Origin of the sequence: Asaia siamensis, from assembly GCF_014635085.1 — a bacterium.
Taxonomy (GTDB): Bacteria; Pseudomonadota; Alphaproteobacteria; order Acetobacterales; family Acetobacteraceae; genus Asaia; species Asaia siamensis.
The window spans coordinates 128523-145949 of the sequence record NZ_BMCH01000005.1 but is presented as its reverse complement, the minus strand read 5'-3'; the positions used below and the strand labels follow the sequence as shown (position 1 = coordinate 145949).

General features: G+C 62.1%; 13 protein-coding genes. 10 read left to right on the top strand and 3 right to left on the bottom strand.

Annotation, left to right across the window (positions count from 1 at the left end; genetic code table 11):
* Window positions 1-42 precede the first annotated feature (42 nt).
* Window positions 43-735 carry a M23 family metallopeptidase gene (locus tag IEV53_RS10360; protein WP_188426712.1) on the bottom strand — a complete coding sequence of 231 codons (693 nt, stop codon included), beginning with the start codon at window positions 733-735 and terminating at the stop codon, window positions 43-45.
* A 215-nt stretch (window positions 736-950) separates the two neighbouring features.
* Here IEV53_RS10360 and IEV53_RS10355 point away from each other — a divergent pair, with 215 nt between their 5' ends.
* Entirely contained in the window at window positions 951-2201 is a 1251-nt protein-coding gene (locus IEV53_RS10355) for a cation:proton antiporter (RefSeq protein ID WP_188426711.1), read from the top strand.
* A gap of 3 nt (window positions 2202-2204) precedes the next feature.
* Here the strand turns inward: IEV53_RS10355 and IEV53_RS10350 are convergent, their stop codons facing one another.
* Both IEV53_RS10350 and IEV53_RS10345 read right to left on the bottom strand, forming a co-directional pair.
* A complete protein-coding gene (locus IEV53_RS10350) occupies window positions 2205-4301 on the bottom strand; it encodes a ComEC/Rec2 family competence protein (protein WP_188426710.1) in 2097 nt (698 codons plus the stop codon).
* 63 nt (window positions 4302-4364) lie between these two features.
* Window positions 4365-5435, bottom strand: a complete 1071-nt coding sequence (locus tag IEV53_RS10345; protein WP_371869857.1) for a purine nucleoside permease — start codon at window positions 5433-5435, stop codon at window positions 4365-4367.
* 268 nt (window positions 5436-5703) lie between these two features.
* On the opposite strand from IEV53_RS10345, the gene gltX reads away from it, so the two are divergent.
* From gltX to IEV53_RS10300, 9 genes are all read left to right on the top strand, one after another.
* On the top strand, window positions 5704-7110 hold the full coding sequence (gene gltX / locus IEV53_RS10340; protein ID WP_188426709.1) for a glutamate--tRNA ligase: 1407 nt from the start codon (window positions 5704-5706) through the stop codon (window positions 7108-7110).
* Complete coding sequence (locus IEV53_RS10335) at window positions 7103-8044, top strand: aspartate carbamoyltransferase catalytic subunit (RefSeq protein ID WP_188426708.1); 942 nt, start codon at window positions 7103-7105, stop codon at window positions 8042-8044. The genes gltX and IEV53_RS10335 overlap by 8 nt, the downstream gene beginning before the upstream one ends.
* Window positions 8041-9333: a dihydroorotase gene (locus IEV53_RS10330; RefSeq protein WP_188426707.1), complete on the top strand. Its 1293-nt coding sequence runs from the start codon at window positions 8041-8043 to the stop codon at window positions 9331-9333. Before IEV53_RS10335 ends, IEV53_RS10330 begins: the two co-directional genes overlap by 4 nt.
* On the top strand, window positions 9330-9980 hold the full coding sequence (gene plsY / locus IEV53_RS10325; RefSeq protein WP_188426706.1) for a glycerol-3-phosphate 1-O-acyltransferase PlsY: 651 nt from the start codon (window positions 9330-9332) through the stop codon (window positions 9978-9980). The genes IEV53_RS10330 and plsY overlap by 4 nt, the downstream gene beginning before the upstream one ends.
* A gap of 6 nt (window positions 9981-9986) precedes the next feature.
* Window positions 9987-11114, top strand: a complete 1128-nt coding sequence (gene dprA / locus IEV53_RS10320) for a DNA-processing protein DprA (protein ID WP_188426705.1) — start codon at window positions 9987-9989, stop codon at window positions 11112-11114.
* Window positions 11115-11155: 41 nt separating this feature from the next.
* Window positions 11156-13888, top strand: a complete 2733-nt coding sequence (topA, locus tag IEV53_RS10315) for a type I DNA topoisomerase (RefSeq protein WP_188426704.1) — start codon at window positions 11156-11158, stop codon at window positions 13886-13888.
* A 264-nt stretch (window positions 13889-14152) separates the two neighbouring features.
* The gene (locus IEV53_RS10310) at window positions 14153-15616 is read left to right on the top strand and encodes a S41 family peptidase (RefSeq protein WP_229719822.1); all 1464 of its coding nucleotides are present in this window, start codon (window positions 14153-14155) and stop codon (window positions 15614-15616) included.
* Window positions 15613-15945, top strand: coding sequence for a DUF1491 family protein (locus tag IEV53_RS10305; protein ID WP_188426703.1), 333 nt, complete (start codon window positions 15613-15615; stop codon window positions 15943-15945). The genes IEV53_RS10310 and IEV53_RS10305 overlap by 4 nt, the downstream gene beginning before the upstream one ends.
* Before the next feature lie 232 nt (window positions 15946-16177).
* A complete protein-coding gene (locus IEV53_RS10300) occupies window positions 16178-17389 on the top strand; it encodes an OmpA family protein (RefSeq protein WP_229719821.1) in 1212 nt (403 codons plus the stop codon).
* The last annotated feature ends 38 nt before the right edge of the window (window positions 17390-17427 follow it).

The following is a 17427-nucleotide window of genomic DNA, read 5'->3' as shown; positions in this document are numbered from 1 at the left end:
CGGACTCTCCGATCCGTGCCCTGAGACGGTTCGGAGACAGGTCTAGTTGGCGCGCAAGGCGTCGATATTTCCCATTGCGGCGAGATCCCATCGGATCTGGAACGGTTCGGTACCCCTGAAGGCACCTACATGCACATGCGGGTTGCGTGCGACGCCATTATTGCCGTCGACAGCCACCACATCGCCTGCTTTCACATGGTCACCGGCCTTGACCCGGATATCCTGCACATGGGCGTAGACAACCTCTACCCCATCCTGTCGTCTGAACAGGATCATGCTTGCAGGCGGTTTGCCCATGCTCCCCGGTACATTGACCACCGGATTGACATGAGCATAGACCACAACCGCATCAAAAGGCGCGTGGACTGGCGCCTTCCAGCCATACCAGTCCTCGTTTTTTTCTCCTGAGCCCCTGTAGAGCCGGTTGAACCCTGCGGCGTCCGAAGCGCCGCCGACAATCATGCAATCCGTACCGAGCGCATCACCGGCGGTTATCAGCTGGCCCAGTGGGTGCTCCCCGCAGACGAAGGGTTTGTCGAAAAGCGGTGCCAGCGTGACCTGATGAATGACTGTCGATTCAGGCACCATCTCTTCCAGACCGGGCGGCAGGTTCATGGCCTTGAGCTTCTCATGATAGGCGCGCAGCAACGCGGTGCTGGGCGTTGCCGACGCCTGAAAAACGCCCCCCATCAGGGAGAAGAGAGCAAGAAGCGCTATTTTTCGGGCTGAATTCATGAAGCACACCCTTTTTACAACGACTGCATCGATAAAAGGCACTCGCGCCATGAAGAGGCTTTCCGGCGAGTCCAGCCACTTTCTGGGCCGGTCATCATGCCTGCCAGGATGACATAATGTGAGAGTCTGGACGAACAGGGTGCGTTCACGTTCTCTTGGGGTAAAACGGCATCTCCCCGCTCGGAACGCCCGGCCCCAGACGTATCGAAGGTTTCATGTCCTCACTCAGCCTGTTCGCCATTCTGCTGACGCTTTGCACTATCTGCGGCATTCTCAATTACAAGCTGCTGCGGCTGCCCATGACGATCGGTATCCTGCTAATTGCTCTGGTCGGATCGCTTGTGGTGAAGGGGCTCGACCTCGCCCTGCCAAGCGTCGATCTGCACACCTTGCCGATGAACCTTCTGGCCTCGGCAGATCTGCCCGGCAATCTGCTCGACGGGGCGTTGTCGTTTCTGCTTTTTGCCGGGGCGTTGCAGGTCAATACGCGCGAGCTGATGGCGCGAAAATTCTCGGTTCTCTTCCTTGCCATCGTAGGGACCATTCTTGCCGTCTTCCTGCTTGGTGGCGCGATGTACTGGGTGATGGTTGCTGTCGGTCTGCCGATGCCCTTTCTGTGGTGCGTCGTGCTGGGCGCCATTCTCGCGCCAACCGATCCGGTCTCGGTGGTGGGCATGCTGCGCCGCCTCGGCCTGCCGGGGCCCATACAGGCCATTTTCGCAGGAGAGAGCCTGTTCAATGACGGTGTGAGCATCGTCATCTTCGGCCTTGCCATGACACTTGTGACTGGCGAAGCCCATCACCTGACCCTGTTCGACGCGCTTGAAGCATTCGGTCTCGAGGCCATCGGCGGCAGCGCCCTGGGTTTTGTAGCGGGCATGATCGGGCTTCTCTGCTTCCGTTCCGCACGCGACAGTCATCTTCAGCTTCTGGTCTCACTCAGCCTTGCAGCAGGCACATTCAGCCTGGCCCATGCGCTGGGTATGTCCGGGCCGATCGCCGTCGTGGTGGCGGGTCTCTGCCTCGGCAGCAAACGTGCCAAAAACAGCATGGACGATCACGCCCGCGAGGAACTCAACAGCTTTTGGACGCTGGTCGATGAGGTTCTGAACGCGCTGCTTTTCCTGATGATCGGCTTCGAGGTGCTGGCTACCATCCCGGGCATGCATGCTTTGTGGGCCCTGCTTCTGGGAATTCCGCTCTCGATTGCTGCCCGTGCGCTGAGTGTGTTTCTCGCAATCCTGCCGATCCATCTCTATGGCGAGGATCGAGGCCGTATGCTGGCGGTGCTGACCTGGGGCGGGCTGCGCGGCGGCATTTCGCTTTCGCTCGCCCTGACCCTGCCCCCGGGACCGATGAAGGATATTCTGGCGCCTATCTGCTACGGGATCGTGGTATTCACCATTCTGGTTCAGGGTCTGACCATGGAGCGCGTGGCGCTGCATTTCTACCCCAAGAGCAAATAGCCTCTACTCTGTCTGTGCCATGGGCAGGTTCGGCACGCCTCGAAATCCGACGCGCGGCACCCAGAGCCGCGCGCCCCGCCACGAGCGATCGGAGACGATCTTGAGGCTGTTACCCTGCACCCGAAGCAGGACAGCGCCGTCGCGCCAGACCGTGAAACGATCAATGAACCCGCCAGCGCGACAGTCTTCAGGCAGGGGAACAGCGCTGACGATAAAGCCCCTCTGCTGACACGCCGCAGCCCGACTTTCTGACGAGGGCAAGGCAAACCACAGTGAAACCGACATGGGGAGCGCCAGGGTACAGCCGCTCGCCGCGCAGGCAGGGCTTGCGGAAGACATCATGACAGGCAGAGGCCAGGCGCGTTGCCACGCCTCCAGAATGCGGTTTGCGAGCCCATTATGCGGCCCCGCAACCCAGTAACCGTCTTGCTGAAAAGCGATTACACCCGCATCTGGAGACACCAGTACCAGAGGGCTTTCGCCAAGCACAGGCGACACCACGCCAAGCATCAGAAGGGGCAGAAACCCGAAGCGCGCACGCCCCCGCCAGAGACAGAACCCTGCCAGCCCGGCCATATAGAGCGCCAGACCTTCCCAGCCCATATGCGGGACAGGCACATGGGCCAGCGGGAAAGAGGCCACGCATTCGGCCAGCGACGAGATCAGCCCGATCCCCTGCCCCATGACCCAGAGCGGCAGCCCGGACAGACCGAACGGCATCAGCAGCAAGGAAAGAAGCCCCGCAGGCATGACGCAGAATGCCGCAACCGGCACGGCAACGAGATTGGCCAGAATGAACCAGGGCTGAAAACTGCCAAATCCCGCCATGACCAAAGGCAGCGTCGCCCCCCCGGCCAGCGCACTTGTGAGAGACAGCAAGGCGAGATGATGTCCCAGCCCGTTTTTCTTTCCCTGTTCGGCGCGCCTGACGAAATGCGGACGCAGCGCCTCATAACCGGCGATCAAGGCCATGACGGCCGCAAACGACATCTGAAAAGACAGATCCAGTACCAGCACGGGAGACGCCATGAGCAGCACAAGCGCCACGAGCGCCAGAGACCGCATCGACAGCACACGCCGCCCCGTCAGAAGGGCCAGCGTCGCCAGCCCTGCCATGCCAAGACTGCGCAAGGCCGGGAGATGGAAGCCCGTGAGCGCGACATAGATCAGCCCGGAGGCCAGGGCCATGAGGGCCGCGATCTCACGACAGGGCAGACGCAGACCCAGCCACGGCCAGAGCACCAGCGCCTGTCGCGTCATGAAGAACACCGCTCCCATGACCAGCCCCAGATGCAACCCGGCAACGGCAAGAATATGGGCAAGGCCCGACGCAGCATAAGCGTCACGGGTCTTCTGGCTGATTCCCTCGCCATGACCGGCCAGCAAAGTCGACGCAATGGCGGCGCGCTGACCTGAAAGATGCGTAGCGATAACCGCCGCAATATGTAGACGCCATCGCCCAAGCGCGTGACCCTGCGGGGCCTGCACAATATCAGGCACACCAAGAACGCGCCCTGTTCCGGCCAGACCATCGAACCAGCCCTCCCTTTGGCGATCCCGACCACCGGGAAAATCGGGCCAGTCAGGCGGCCGCAACACAGCGTTCAGCCGCACCACCATGCCCGGTGCGTAATTCTGTTCATCATGGGTAAAGAGCAGCAGATCGCGTCTGAGCGGGGCCATGCCGATATCGACCCCGGTTTCGAAAACGGCCTGACTGAGCCGCAGGCGTTGAACAACATGCCCCTCCTCGCCATGGCTCGAGACATCGGCAATCACGCCGTGCATTGTCACGGCGATCGACGGCAAGGCAGGCATGGGAGGCTGGCGCCAGGCCTGACCACGCGCCGCCAGAAACCCGAGACTGACCATCAGCACGACGAAGCCCATCCCGCGAGCGGTGAGACGCCGCCAGCCGAATATCAGAAGCATCAGCCCCAAAAAGCCGCAGAGGCTCGCCCGACCGTAACCGGGCTCATGGATGGGAAGAAAGTAAAGCAGGCTGCCGATAGCCCAGGCAACGGGAAGCCAGGCAACCAGAGCACGGCCCTGCCCAAGCAGGCAGGATTCCACAAAGGCTGCGAGCCGTGCGGGAATCATGGGGCTTCTCCCCGCCTCCCGTCAGAAGACGTACGCCCTCTGGAGTCCCCCGACCCGGGATTGTCAGGGGGCGGAGGGAACATGATCCTGGTAGCGATCCCAGTGTTTGACCAGCTCCGCTACGACAGGGGCTCCAGCACGCTCGTTATTGTCGAAAGCCATGATCTGGCCCGGGCCCTCATCACCCATGGACTGGGTGAGCGGCACGCCCGGTGACGGCAGGGAGGGATTCGAACCGGAGCGCAGCACCATGATGCGGTCTGGCGCCACATAACCCCATTGGGCCAGAAGGCGCATTTCCTTCTGGTTGGTCTGGCTTTCTTCATTGGTCATGACGAACACGCCCTGATTTTTCGTCCAGAGCTTCACCCAGTCCTGCGCCCATTTATTGCGGGCTTCGCCATGCCAGTAGCGCAGCGCCCCCAATGTCTCACCCATGAGAATCATGGGCGGTTTGCTGGCAGGAGAACCTGCCGGCCACGCCTTGCGCCGCCGGGCGATCTCGGGATCGTCGGCCAGTTTGACGCCCTTGCTCAGATCATAGGCCCAGCGGGCCAGCCCCTGATTGAGCGGATAGGCCTTGGTCAGCTGCGCCACATCGGTTACCGAGCCATAATGATTGGCATCCTTAGGCAGCGTATTGGGGCGCTCTGCCCCGATTGCGTATAGCCCGTAAGGCCAGTCGGCAGGAATCGACCGGTCATCGAGCTCACGCAGGGCATCGCCATCCACCACCCAGCGCGCCCAGGCCACGCTGCCGACAGACGCCACATTAGGATTGACGCCGGAGATACCTGTGAAGATCCAGTAGGTCTTTTTCAGATCGAATGCCGGGTCGAGTGCCAGTGCCATCAGCTCCGATGCCCCGGACCGCAGAACGAGCCCGTAAACTCCCTGCGCATTGCGTCGCAGAATCGGCTCCTTCACGCCACGCACGGCCACGGGTTCGGTCAGATGCTCGCGCTCGACCCAGTCCTGATATTCACCCGGCGCATCGCCCGTATCGGCACCGTTTTCCCACCCTGCGACAATAATCACTCTGGGTGAGACACTCTCCTCAGCCAGAGCAGGCATTACGCCCCCTAGACAGAGCGCAACAGAAGCAAGAAGCATACGGGAAAAAGGTTTTTTCATATCGATATCGTGACATCGAATACTGCGCCATGCAAACCCCGACAGACGGGTTCCCGATGGGCCGGGGCTTTCTGGCAGAACAAGGGGCGGCGCCTCTCAAGCCAGCCGGGCAGAACCTGCGGTCGCCATGGGCCGCTTCCCCCACGAGAGGCACGCGCCTTTCCCCCGTCTCGCAGGTTCCCAAAGAGGCAGGCCGCAGGGCATGAGCGGCTTCTCAACAAAGCGCGCTCCGGTAGTGTGCTGGCCTCAATCATGCTATGCAGCTGCCATGACCGTTCGCACACGCTTTGCCCCCTCTCCCACCGGCTTGCTGCATATCGGCAATGCCCGTGCGGCCCTGTTCAATTTCCTCTTCGCCCGCCACCATGGCGGGCAATTCCTGCTCAGAATCGAGGATACGGATCGCGAGCGCTCCACGCAGCGCGCAGTCGATGTGATCTTCGAAGGTCTGGCCTGGATGGGAATCACGGCGGATGAGGAACCCGTGTTCCAGTCCACGCGGCAGGGGCGCCACACGGAAGTGGCTCAGGAATTGCTGGCAACGGGGCTGGCCTATCGCTGCTATTGCACCGCCGATGAGCTGAAGCAGATGCGCGAAGACGCCATCGCGAATGGCCAGCCGCCCCGCTATAACGGCATGTGGCGCGATCGCGACCCTTCCGAAGCCCCTGAGGGCGCGCCTTTTGCTGTGCGCCTCAAGGCACCACGCGACGGCGAGACCGTCATCAACGATCTGGTTCAGGGCGAGGTCCGCGTGGCCAATGCCGAAATGGACGACCTGATCATCCTGCGCTCGGATGGCACACCGACCTATCTCCATGCCGTGGTCTGCGATGATCATGATATGGCCATCACCCATGTCATTCGCGGTGACGACCATCTGACGAACACCTTCCGTCAGGCAATGATCTATCGTGCCATGGGCTGGAATCTGCCGCATTTCGCCCATCTGCCGCTCATCCATGGCCCTGATGGCGCCAAGCTCTCCAAGCGTCACGGCGCCCAGTCGGTGGTGGAATTCCGCGATGAGGGTTTCCTGCCCGAAGCTCTGTGCAATTACCTGCTGCGTCTGGGCTGGGGTCATGGCGATGCCGAGATCCTGAACCGCGAAGAACAGATCCGCCTGTTCGATCTGGATGGCGTAGGTCGTTCGCCTTCGCGCATGGATTACATCAAGCTGACCCATCTCAATGGCGTCTATATGCGCGAGGCCGATGATGCCCGCCTGACGAATGACGTGATCGAGCGCCTGAAGGAGCGCGAGGATGTCACAGTCGATGACACCCTGCACGCCCGGGTGCTGACGCTGATGCCGGGCCTCAAGGAACGCGCCAAGATGCTGACCGAACTGGCAGACAGCGCAGCGTTTCTGGGGCGCTCCCTGCCCTTCACCTATGACGCCAAGGCACAGAAGCAGCTTTCGGAAGAGGGCAAGGACGTGCTGCGCGGCGTCGCTCAGGCGCTCGCTCTGGTCGAGCCTTTCGAGGCTGCTGCCATCGACGGGGCGCTTCGCGAATTTGCCGAAAACAAGGCCATCAAGCTCGGCCAGGTCGCGCAGCCCCTGCGCGCCGCCATGACCGGCAGCACGGTCTCGCCCGGTATCGACCTGACCCTGCAAGCCCTTGGCCGGGACGAGGTTCTGGCCCGTATAGGAGCCGCGATCGCGCATGGCTGACCCGCTCGCCCGAAAGCACCATCTGCTCGGCCTCGAAGGCATGAGCGCCGAAGAGATCACGCCTTTCCTCGATCTCGCGGCGAATTATGCCCTGCTGAGCCGCTCGCGTACCGCGCCCCGTGATGCGCTGCGCGGCCGCACCGTGATCAACATGTTCTTCGAGGACAGCACCCGCACCCGCACCAGCTTCGAGCTGGCGGGCAAGCGTCTCGGGGCCGATGTCATCAACATGACGGTGGCCACGTCTTCGGTGAACAAGGGCGAAACGCTTCTCGACACGGCCGCCACGCTGAATGCCATGCGCTGCGACCTTCTGGTGGTGCGGCATGCCCAGTCGGGGGCTCCGGCCCTTCTGGCGCAGAAGGTCGAGGCCAGCGTCGTCAATGCCGGTGACGGGATGCATGAACATCCGACACAGGCGCTGCTCGATGCGCTGACCATCAAGCGCCATCTCGGCACGCTGAGCGGCCTCACTGTCGCCATCTGCGGCGATGTCGGCCATAGCCGGGTGGCGCGCTCCAACATCCATCTTCTGACCGCCATGGGCAGCAAGGTGCGTCTCGTCGGGCCGCCAACCCTGGTGCCTGCCGCCATGGCCTCCCTCGGGGCCGTGTCGATCCATCATGATATGGAAAGCGGGCTGCGGGACGCCGATGTGGTGATGACCCTGCGTCTGCAGCGCGAGCGCATGGGCGCCGGTCTGGTGCCGAGCGCGCGCGAGTTCTTCCGCTTCTATGGCGTTGACAGCCGTCGCCTTGCGCTGGCCAAGCCGGGCGCGCTGGTAATGCATCCGGGCCCCATGAATCGTGGCGTAGAGATCGCATCGGACGTGGCCGATTCGGTGCAGAGCGTCATTCAGGAACAGGTAGAGATGGGCGTTGCCGTGCGCATGGCCGTTCTTGACCGACTTTCACGCATGCGGACAGCGTCATGACCGATCTTGTTTTTGAAAATGTTCGTCTGATCGACCCCGAAACCGGCACGGACACCTCCGGCCGCCTTCTGGTCAGAGAGGGCCGCATTGCCGGTCAGGACAAGGCGGGCGCCGAGGGCAAGCCTGAGAACGCCGAGATCATTGACGGCAAGGGCGCCGTTCTTTCTCCGGGCCTCGTCGATATGCGTGTGGCGATCGGTGAGCCGGGCTTCGAATATCGCGAAACCATCGCCTCATGCGCCCGTGCCGCTGTCTCGGGCGGCGTGACCACGCTGGCTGCCCTGCCGAACTCCAAACCGGCCATCGACGAGCCTGCGCTGGTGCGCCTGCTGCGTGGCCGTGGCGAAGAGACGGGTCTGGTCAGCATCCTGCCCTATGGCGCGCTGACCAAGGGCTGCAATGGCGAGGAAATGGCGGAACTCGGCATGCTGCGTGAAGCGGGCGCCGTGGCTTTCACAGATGGCATTCATGCCATTGCCGACACCAAGCGCATGCGCCAGCTTCTGGCCTATGCCAAGGGCATTGATGCCCTTGTGGTGCAGCATCCCGAAGATCCGTCACTCGCCAAGGGGGGCACGGCGACGGCTGGCGCGCTCGCGACACGCATGGGGCTGGCCCAGATTCCGGCAGCGGCCGAGGCCATCCTGATCGCCCGTGATATCCGCCTTGCCGAAATGACCGGCGCCCGTCTGCATTTCGGTCATGTCTCGACGGGTGAGGGTCTGGCCCTGATCCGCCAGGCCAAGGCGCGCGGCCTGTCAATCACCTGCGATACGGCACCCCCCTATTTCGCGCTCAATGAAGACGCGATCGGCGCGTTTCGTACCTATGCCAAGCTCTCGCCGCCCCTGCGTGCGGAAGAAGATCGCCTCGCCGTCTGTGCGGCGCTGGCCGATGGCACGATCGATGCCATCGCGTCGGATCACGCACCATGGGACGCCGATGACAAGCGCCTGCCTTTTGCTCAGGCCAGCGCAGGCGGCACGGGCCTGACCACGCTTCTCGGTGTCGGGCTCTCTCTCGTGCATGAGGGGACACTGACCCTGCCCCAACTGATCACCCTGATGACGCGCAACCCGGCGCAGCTGCTCGGCAGCGATGCCGGCACCCTGCGTGACGGCGCCAGCGCCGATCTGTGCCTGTTCGACCCCGAGGCCGAATGGGTGGTCGAGGCTGGCAACCAGCCGGGCCGCGCCCAGAATACCCCGTTCGACGGACGCAGCCTCAGGGGCCGTGTTCTCGGCACATGGAAAGCCGGACGGCATGTCTATGGCGGGGAGGCAGCATGATCCACACGCTGCTGACGCCGCCTTTTCTGCTCTGCGCCGGGCTGGCCTATCTGATTGGCAGTATCCCGTTCGGCCTGCTGATCAGCCATCTCGGCGGCGCGGGAGACATCCGCAAAATCGGGTCGGGCAATATCGGCGCCACCAACGTTCTGCGTACCGGACGCAAGGGTCTGGCTGCGGCCACGCTGCTGCTCGACGCGCTCAAGGGCGCGCTTGCCGTTCTGATGGTGCGGCTCCTGCTTGATGCCGATCTGCAAACCGGCATGGCGATTGCCGGTGTCAGCGTCGTTATCGGCCACTGCTTTCCGGTCTGGCTGAAGTTTCGTGGCGGCAAGGGTGTCGCGACCGGACTGGGCGTGTTTTTTGCCCTGTGCTGGCCAGTAGGCATTGCCTGCTGCATCGTCTGGCTTGCCGTGGCCAAGCTCTCACGCATCTCTTCTGCCGGGGCGCTCGCAGCGTTTGCGGTGGCGCCTTTTCTGATGCCGCCGCTCAGTGAGCAGCCTCTGCATAGCCCTCTGCCTATTGCTACGCTGATTCTGACGCTCATCATCCTGCTGCGTCATACCAGCAATATACGGCGCCTGATCCTGGGTCGCGAATCGCGGATCAACATCGACCCGCCCCCGCAGAAGAAGCGGGAAATCTGACGGCTAATGGCGCCCTCTCCTTCAGGCAACGAACGCATCGACATGGTGCGTCTCGCACGTACTGACGGGATTGGTCCGGTCAATTTCAGACGCCTTCTGAACGAGCACGGCTCGGCTGACGTTGCCATCGACGCCCTGCCGGAGCGTGCACGCAAGGCGGGGCGACGGGGTGGCGTCAGCATTCCCTCACGCGAATCGGTTCAGGAAGAACAGGTCGCGCTCGAACGGCTCGGCGGTCGGATGATGGTGATCGGCGACGCCGATTATCCCCCCCTGTTGGCACGGATTCCCGATGCCCCGCCCGTGCTGAACATATGGGGCAGGGCCGAGCTTCTTTGCGGACGCACCATAGGGATCGTTGGCGCCCGCAATGCCTCTGCCGGGGGGCTGCGCATTGCCGAAAGTCTGAGCGGCGCGCTTGCGCTTGAGGGCTGTGTCATTGTGTCCGGCCTCGCCCGGGGCATCGATTCCGTGGCGCATAGGGCGGCACTGCATCCCGGCATGACCATCGGGGCCGCCGCAGGGGGCCTCGACTGTTTCTATCCGCCGGAAAACGAAGGTCTCTACCGCGCCGTGGCCGAACGCGGCTGCATCGTGACAGAGGCCCCGCTCGGCACAATTCCCCAGGCCAGTCACTTTCCACGGCGCAACAGGCTGATCGCCGGGCTCTCGCTTGGTGTCATTCTGGTGGAAGCTGCCCTGCGCTCGGGCACATTGATTACCGCACGCCTTGCCCTCGATTATGGCCGCGACGTGTTTGCCGTGCCTGGCTCACCGCTCGACCCGCGCTCTCGCGGTGGCAATGATCTGCTGCGACAAGGCGCGATTCTGACGGAAACGGCGCAGGACGTACTCAGCCAGATCGGTACTGGCAATGAGCCGCTCAAGACTCCTAAATGGACCGGGCTGCCGGGGTTTTCAGAGCCGGACCAGCCTGACTTTGCCCCTGCGCCGACGCCCGAGGAAGTGCGTGAAACGCTGCGCGATCTCCTTTCTCCAACACCAGTGGCAGTTGACGATATCGTGGCGCGCTGCCAGTTCTCGGTATCCATGGTGCTGTCCGCCCTGTCAGAACTCGAACTTGGCGGCATAGCGACCTTCCTTCCCGGGGGTCAGGTTGTGCTGTCAGCCTGATTCGCCGGTTCCGAGCAGGCCGGAGCGGTTCTGGAGTAGAGATGACTGATGTCGTAGTGGTCGAAAGCCCGGCGAAGGCAAAGACCATCAACAAATATCTGGGCGATAACTTTATCGTTCTGGCATCCTTCGGCCATGTCCGCGACCTGCCGCCCAAGGACGGCAGCGTGCGACCTGACGAGAATTTCGCCATGGACTGGCAGACCGATGAGCGCGGCGCCAAGCAGATCGCGACCATCGCCAAGGCCGTCAAGAACGCCGATACGCTCTATCTCGCCACTGACCCGGATCGCGAAGGCGAAGCCATCTCCTGGCATGTCCGTGCGGCGCTCGAAGAGAAGAACCTGCTGCGCGGCAAGAACGTGCAGCGCGTGACTTTCAACGAAATCACCAAATCGGCTGTGCAGACGGCCATGGCGAACCCGCGCGCGCTCGATCAGCCTCTGATCGATGCCTATATGGCCCGACGCGCGCTCGATTATCTGGTCGGGTTCACGCTTTCACCCGTGCTTTGGCGCAAGCTGCCCGGCAGCCGCAGTGCCGGTCGCGTGCAATCTGTAGCACTGCGACTGATCTGCGAGCGTGAAGCCGAGATCGAAGTCTTCAAGAGCCGGGAATACTGGTCGATCACCGGCGCCTTCGCCACGCCACGCAATGCCGCCTTCTCGGCACGATTAACCCATCTCGACGGGCGCAAACTCGACCAGTTCGATCTCGATAACGCAGAAAAAGCCCATGCCGCGCGCGATCTGGTCGCCAGCAGCGCGTTTTCGGTGCGTTCGGTCGAGCGCAAGAAAGCCAAGCGTAACCCGCCAGCGCCGTTCACCACCTCGACGCTTCAGCAGGAAGCCTCGCGCAAGATCGGTATGAGCGCGCAAACCACCATGCGTACCGCTCAGCAGCTTTATGAAGGTGTCGATCTGGGCGGCGAGACGGTCGGTCTCATCACCTATATGCGTACCGATGGTGTCACCATGGCCGCCGAGGCCGTGACCGCCATTCGCGCCATGATCGGCGAGAGCTACGGCGCGCCCTATCTGCCCGAAAAGCCACGCGTCTATTCGAGCAAGGCCAAGAATGCGCAGGAAGCGCATGAGGCAATCCGGCCTACCGATGTGAGCCGCACCCCCGAATCGATGGCGCGCCATCTTTCGGGCGAGCAGATGCGTCTTTACGAACTTGTGTGGAAACGCGCCGTCGCTTCGCAGATGCAATCTGCCGAACTCGACCAGGTCGTGGCCGATCTTACCGATTCGACCGGCAGAACCACGCTGCGCGCCAATGGCTCGATCATCGCTTTTGACGGCTTTCTCAAGCTCTATACCGAAGGGCGGGACGACACCAAGACCGATGATGACGAAGGCCGCGTGCTGCCCGCCATGAGCGAGGGCGAGCGCCTGACGACTCGTGGTGTCGAGGCCGACCAGCATTTCACCCAGCCGCCGCCGCGCTTCTCTGAAGCAAGCCTCGTCAAGCGCATGGAAGAAATCGGTATCGGACGCCCGTCGACCTATGCCTCGATTCTGACCGTGCTGCGCGACCGCAATTATGTGCGACTCGATGCCCGTCGCTTCATCCCCGAAGACCGGGGCCGTCTGGTCACGGCATTCCTGACCTCGTTCTTCGAGCGCTATGTCGACACCGATTTCACGGCAACGCTTGAAGAGCAGCTCGACGATATCTCGGATGGTCGCGCCGACTGGCACGACATCATGGCCGCCTTCTGGCGCGATTTCTCGGCCGCGGTCGCCCAGACCAAGGATCTGAAGATCTCGGATGTCATTGATGCACTCGATGAGGATCTCGGCTCGCATTTCTTCCCGACACGTGAAGACGGAGGCGATCCGCGCCAGTGCACGGCTTGCGGCACCGGGCGTCTGGGGCTGCGTCTGGGCAAGTTCGGCGCCTTTATCGGCTGCTCGAATTATCCGACCTGCCAGTTCACGCGTCGCCTCGTGGCTGAAGATGGCGGCGAGGGCGAAACCCTGAAGGAAGGCATGAAGAGCCTCGGCCAGGACCCGGAAACAGGTGAGGAAGTGACGGTACGTCGCGGCCCCTACGGCCTGTATCTGCAGCGTGGCGAAGCCGATCCGGAAAACAAGAAGATCAAGCCCAAGCGCACAACCATCCCCAAGGGGCTGGAAGGCGACAAGCTGACGCTCGATCAGGCGCTCGGCCTGCTCTCCCTTCCGCGCAAGCTCGGGCCGCATCCTGAGACGGGCGAGATGATTGAAGCAGGGCTGGGTCGCTTTGGACCTTATGTAAAGATGGGGGCTATTTTCGGCACGCTTGACGCCGATGACGACGTGCTGACCGTCGGGCTCAATCGCGCCATCGACTCCCTGGCCAAGAAAATGGCCTCGATCCGTACCCTCGGCGCCCATCCCAAGGATGGCACCGCCGTTCTGGTACGCAAGGGGCGCTTTGGCCCCTATGTCCAGCACGGACAGGTGGTCGCCAATCTGGCCAAGGGCCAGTCGATGGATGAGGTGACCTTTGACGACGCGCTGGCACTTCTGGCCGAAAAGGGCAAACCCCTGAAGGCCAAAGGCAAGGCCACGACGCGCAAAACCACCACAAAGGCTGCGGCAAGCGACAGCACTGAAAAGGCGGCGCCAAAGAAAAAAGCGGCGCCCAAGGCTGCTACCGCCAAGAAACCAGCCGCAAAAAAGACTGCCGCCACGACGAAAAAAACAGCTAAGACAGAAACCGACGCCAAGCCGGCAAGGAAAACGCGCAAGGCCAAAACAACAGATGGTGAAGACGTCGGATAATTTGCGTTTTTGAAGTCACAGACCGTGGCAAAAACGTCGCTCCCCCTGTTAGGCTCCCTTTCGCGCCACTTAGTGGGTCGCTAAAGCGGAACTCGATGGGGGAAGCCATCTTCCTGATGGTCAAGGTCACTGGCTCTGAAACACGTTCCTTTCTTCCTGTCTGGCGGGTTCTCCCGACGATGCCTGGGTGCGGCTGCAGCTGTTTCCCTGTGTCTGTGCCTGGGAACGGCAAAGGCTGAAGATAGCACCGCACTCGACACAGGATTGCTGAGCTCGGTCCTGTCGAGCGCTTTCCGCTTTCTGAGCCCACGTACGCTCGAGGTCCACTCCAGCAAGACCTATAGTCTGTGGGGCCTCGATGGCCTGACAGCCATTGATCCGTCCATCACCATGGTCGAACCGCCCCATGACCCGGCGCAGCCTGCGACATTACGGCTCTCTATCGGTCCGAAGATCATCTCGGAGTTTCGCGAGCCCGGTGAGAACGATACGCTCAACTGGGTCAAACTCATCGTTTCGAGCATGGATGCGGCATGGCATGGATCGACCTCGCTGCGTGCTGCAGGTCGCGACGCCCTGCTTCAGAGCTTCTTCGACGAGCTGTTCAATCATCTCGATCCGTATTCGCGCTATGTCGCCCCCACCCCTGCCGGTAATGACCGGGCGAACCGGACCGGTGATCTGGCAGGGGTCGGTCTCTCGCTCGTGCGCGACGGCTCTTCACTGGTCATAGGCGCCATCAACGCCAATGGCCCCGCCTGGGCCGCTGGTGCCAATATCGGCCAGAAGCTTCTGGCCGTAGACGGTCGCTCGACCCGCAATCAGGACCCTGCAACCGTCGAAACCTGGCTCAATGGCGCAGCGGGCAGCAAGGTGAAGCTGCTTCTGGCCGATCCGGGCCATCACGGCGCGATCATGCGGCTCGACCGTCAGGTGGTGCCACCCCAGACCGTTTTTGCCAGCATGCATGATCATATCGTGGTGCTGCGTATCACCTCGTTTTCTTCCGACACGGCTGAGGAGCTCAGCCAGAACATTGATCAGGCTTTGGAAGACAAGAAACTGGTCGGTCTGATTTTCGATCTGCGGGGCGATCGCGGCGGCGTGTTGCAACAGGCCGTGACGGCAACGGCCCTTGTGCTGGATCAGGGCATTGCCGTCGTGACAAAGGGCCGCGATCCGAAATCGAACCATATCTGGGCGGTTCAGGGCGGCGACATGACCCATGGCCTGCCCATCGCCGCACTGGTCGATGGCCGGACGGCGAGTGCTGCCGAAATCATGGCGGCTGCGCTGTCGGATCATCGTCGTGCCGTGGTGATCGGCAGCGCGACACTCGGCAAGGGACTGGTGCAGGCTGTCGGGCAGATGCCCGATGGCGGCGAATTATTCGTCACCTGGAGCCGGGTCTTGGCTCCCCTCGGCTGGCCGTTGCAGGGGCTGGGCGTGACACCCCAGATCTGCACCTCGCGCGGCGCGCAGGCGCTCGATCAGCAACTTAGTTCTCTCTCCCGTGGCAAGCTGCTCGATGCCGATAATGTTGTCGCCAGCCGCGCGCTGCGCTTCCCTGTCTCTGTGTCGCGCATTCTCGATATCAGACGTCACTGCCCGGCCGCACTGGGCACGGATGCCGATCTCGATACGGCAGCCCTGCTTTTGCATCGGCCCGATAGTTATCATGCGGCTATTGCCGCCATGCCCGATGATATGGACGATTCCACACCATGACCGAGGCCCGTCTCAAATCCGGCCTATGGGCGCGCGGTCTCATGCGACTGATCGAGACACAGGGTGGCTCGGCCATGATGCTCAAGCGCGGCGATGACGATGCCGGAGCAGTCCTGATCGTTCTGACCGATCGAACCGGCAGCAGCGCCGTGTTGCGTGATTCCGCCCTGGGGGCAGGCTGGGAACGCATCCCCATGGAGACGCCAGAAGCCCTCGACACCTATCTGGAGCGGCAGAAACGCTACGATCCCGATTTATGGCTGCTGGAATTCACCCTCGACGATATCGCCACGCCAGTTGAGACTTTTCTGCCCGGCCGCAGTGAATAAGGCTCTGTCATTCCGGCCTGGATACCCCTTTCCCGGGTTTTGCGAGTGTTGCAACCATCCCACACTCGGAGCAGGAAGAAAGAATAGCGCAACAAGGCGATTGCACCCTGACGGGAAACAGGCGTTGCACGGGGATGACAGTTCAGCGAAAAGACGGCATTCAGATCGCTGCGGACGGCTGCTCAGATGGCCTCCTCTCAGTCTGCCGCGTGAAAAGAATGGAGAAGACGATATGATGCTGGAACACCGAACGCGCGGTGAAACCGTTTGCCGCCCGTTTTCTGATGTCCGGCAGGCAGTCGGTTCGCTCTCCCGGCTTTTCCGCAAGAGCATTCCGGGCCTTACTGCGCTGAGCACTCTGTGTCTTCTGGCGGCACCCGCTCAGGCACAGGTCATCAAGGGGCTTTATGCAGCCGGATCTGGTGGCGCGAGCTTCAATCAGGACCAGACCGTGCGTCTGTCGCCGGTGCTGCCGAGTGGCCGCGACCATTATGATGCCGGTGTGACAGGTCTTGGCTCTGTCGGCTGGGGTCTGGGCAACGGCTTTCGTGTTGAAGTGGAAGGCAACTACCGCAACAACCGTCTGCAGCAGTTCAAATCAAGCTATTTCCCTTCCGCAGCCGGTGGGCGTCAGCAGCAATACGGCGTGATGGTCAATGCGCTGTTCGACATGGATGTCGGCGCAAACTGGGTCTATCCGTATTTCGGTGCCGGTGTCGGCTATGGCTGGCAGGCCATGAATGCCTCGGTGCGTGCGCCGGGCAACTACCTGAACCAGAAGATCGGCGGCACGGCCAGCAACTTTGCCTATCAGGGCATCTTCGGTCTGTCCTTCCCCGTACCCTTTGCTGTCGGTCTGTCGTTTACGACCGAATATCGTTTCTACACGATGCTTGGGCCGAACGGTCACTATGCAACCGGCTATGGCAGCATCGGTGGCTATGATCAGCCGCGTCCTGCCGGTGCCATGGAAGGCAATCGCGTCACACGGACCGATTTCAACCATTCGCTGCTGCTCGGCCTGCGCTACGAGTTCAACCCTGCCCCACCGCCGCCGCGCAGCGTTCCGGTCATGACGGCTCCGGCTCCGGCTCCGGCTCGCAGCTATCTGGTGTTCTTCGACTGGGACCGTGCCGATCTGACCGATCGCGCCCGCGCCATCGTCGGCACAGCGGCCCAGAACTCGACCCACACGCAGCTCACGCGTATCGAGGTCAATGGCTATACCGATAACAGTGCCGCCCATTCCGGCACACGCGGTGCAGACTACAATCTGAAGCTGTCGACACGCCGCGCCGATGCAGTGCGCGCCGAGCTGATCCGCGATGGTGTACCGGGCGGACTGATCGTGACCAAGGGCTATGGCGAAAGCAACCCGCTGGTTCAGACTGGGCCCAACACGCGCGAACCGCAGAACCGTCGCGTCGAAATCATCCTGCACTGACATGATTACGGGGAGGGCAACGCCCTCCCCGTCTGAAC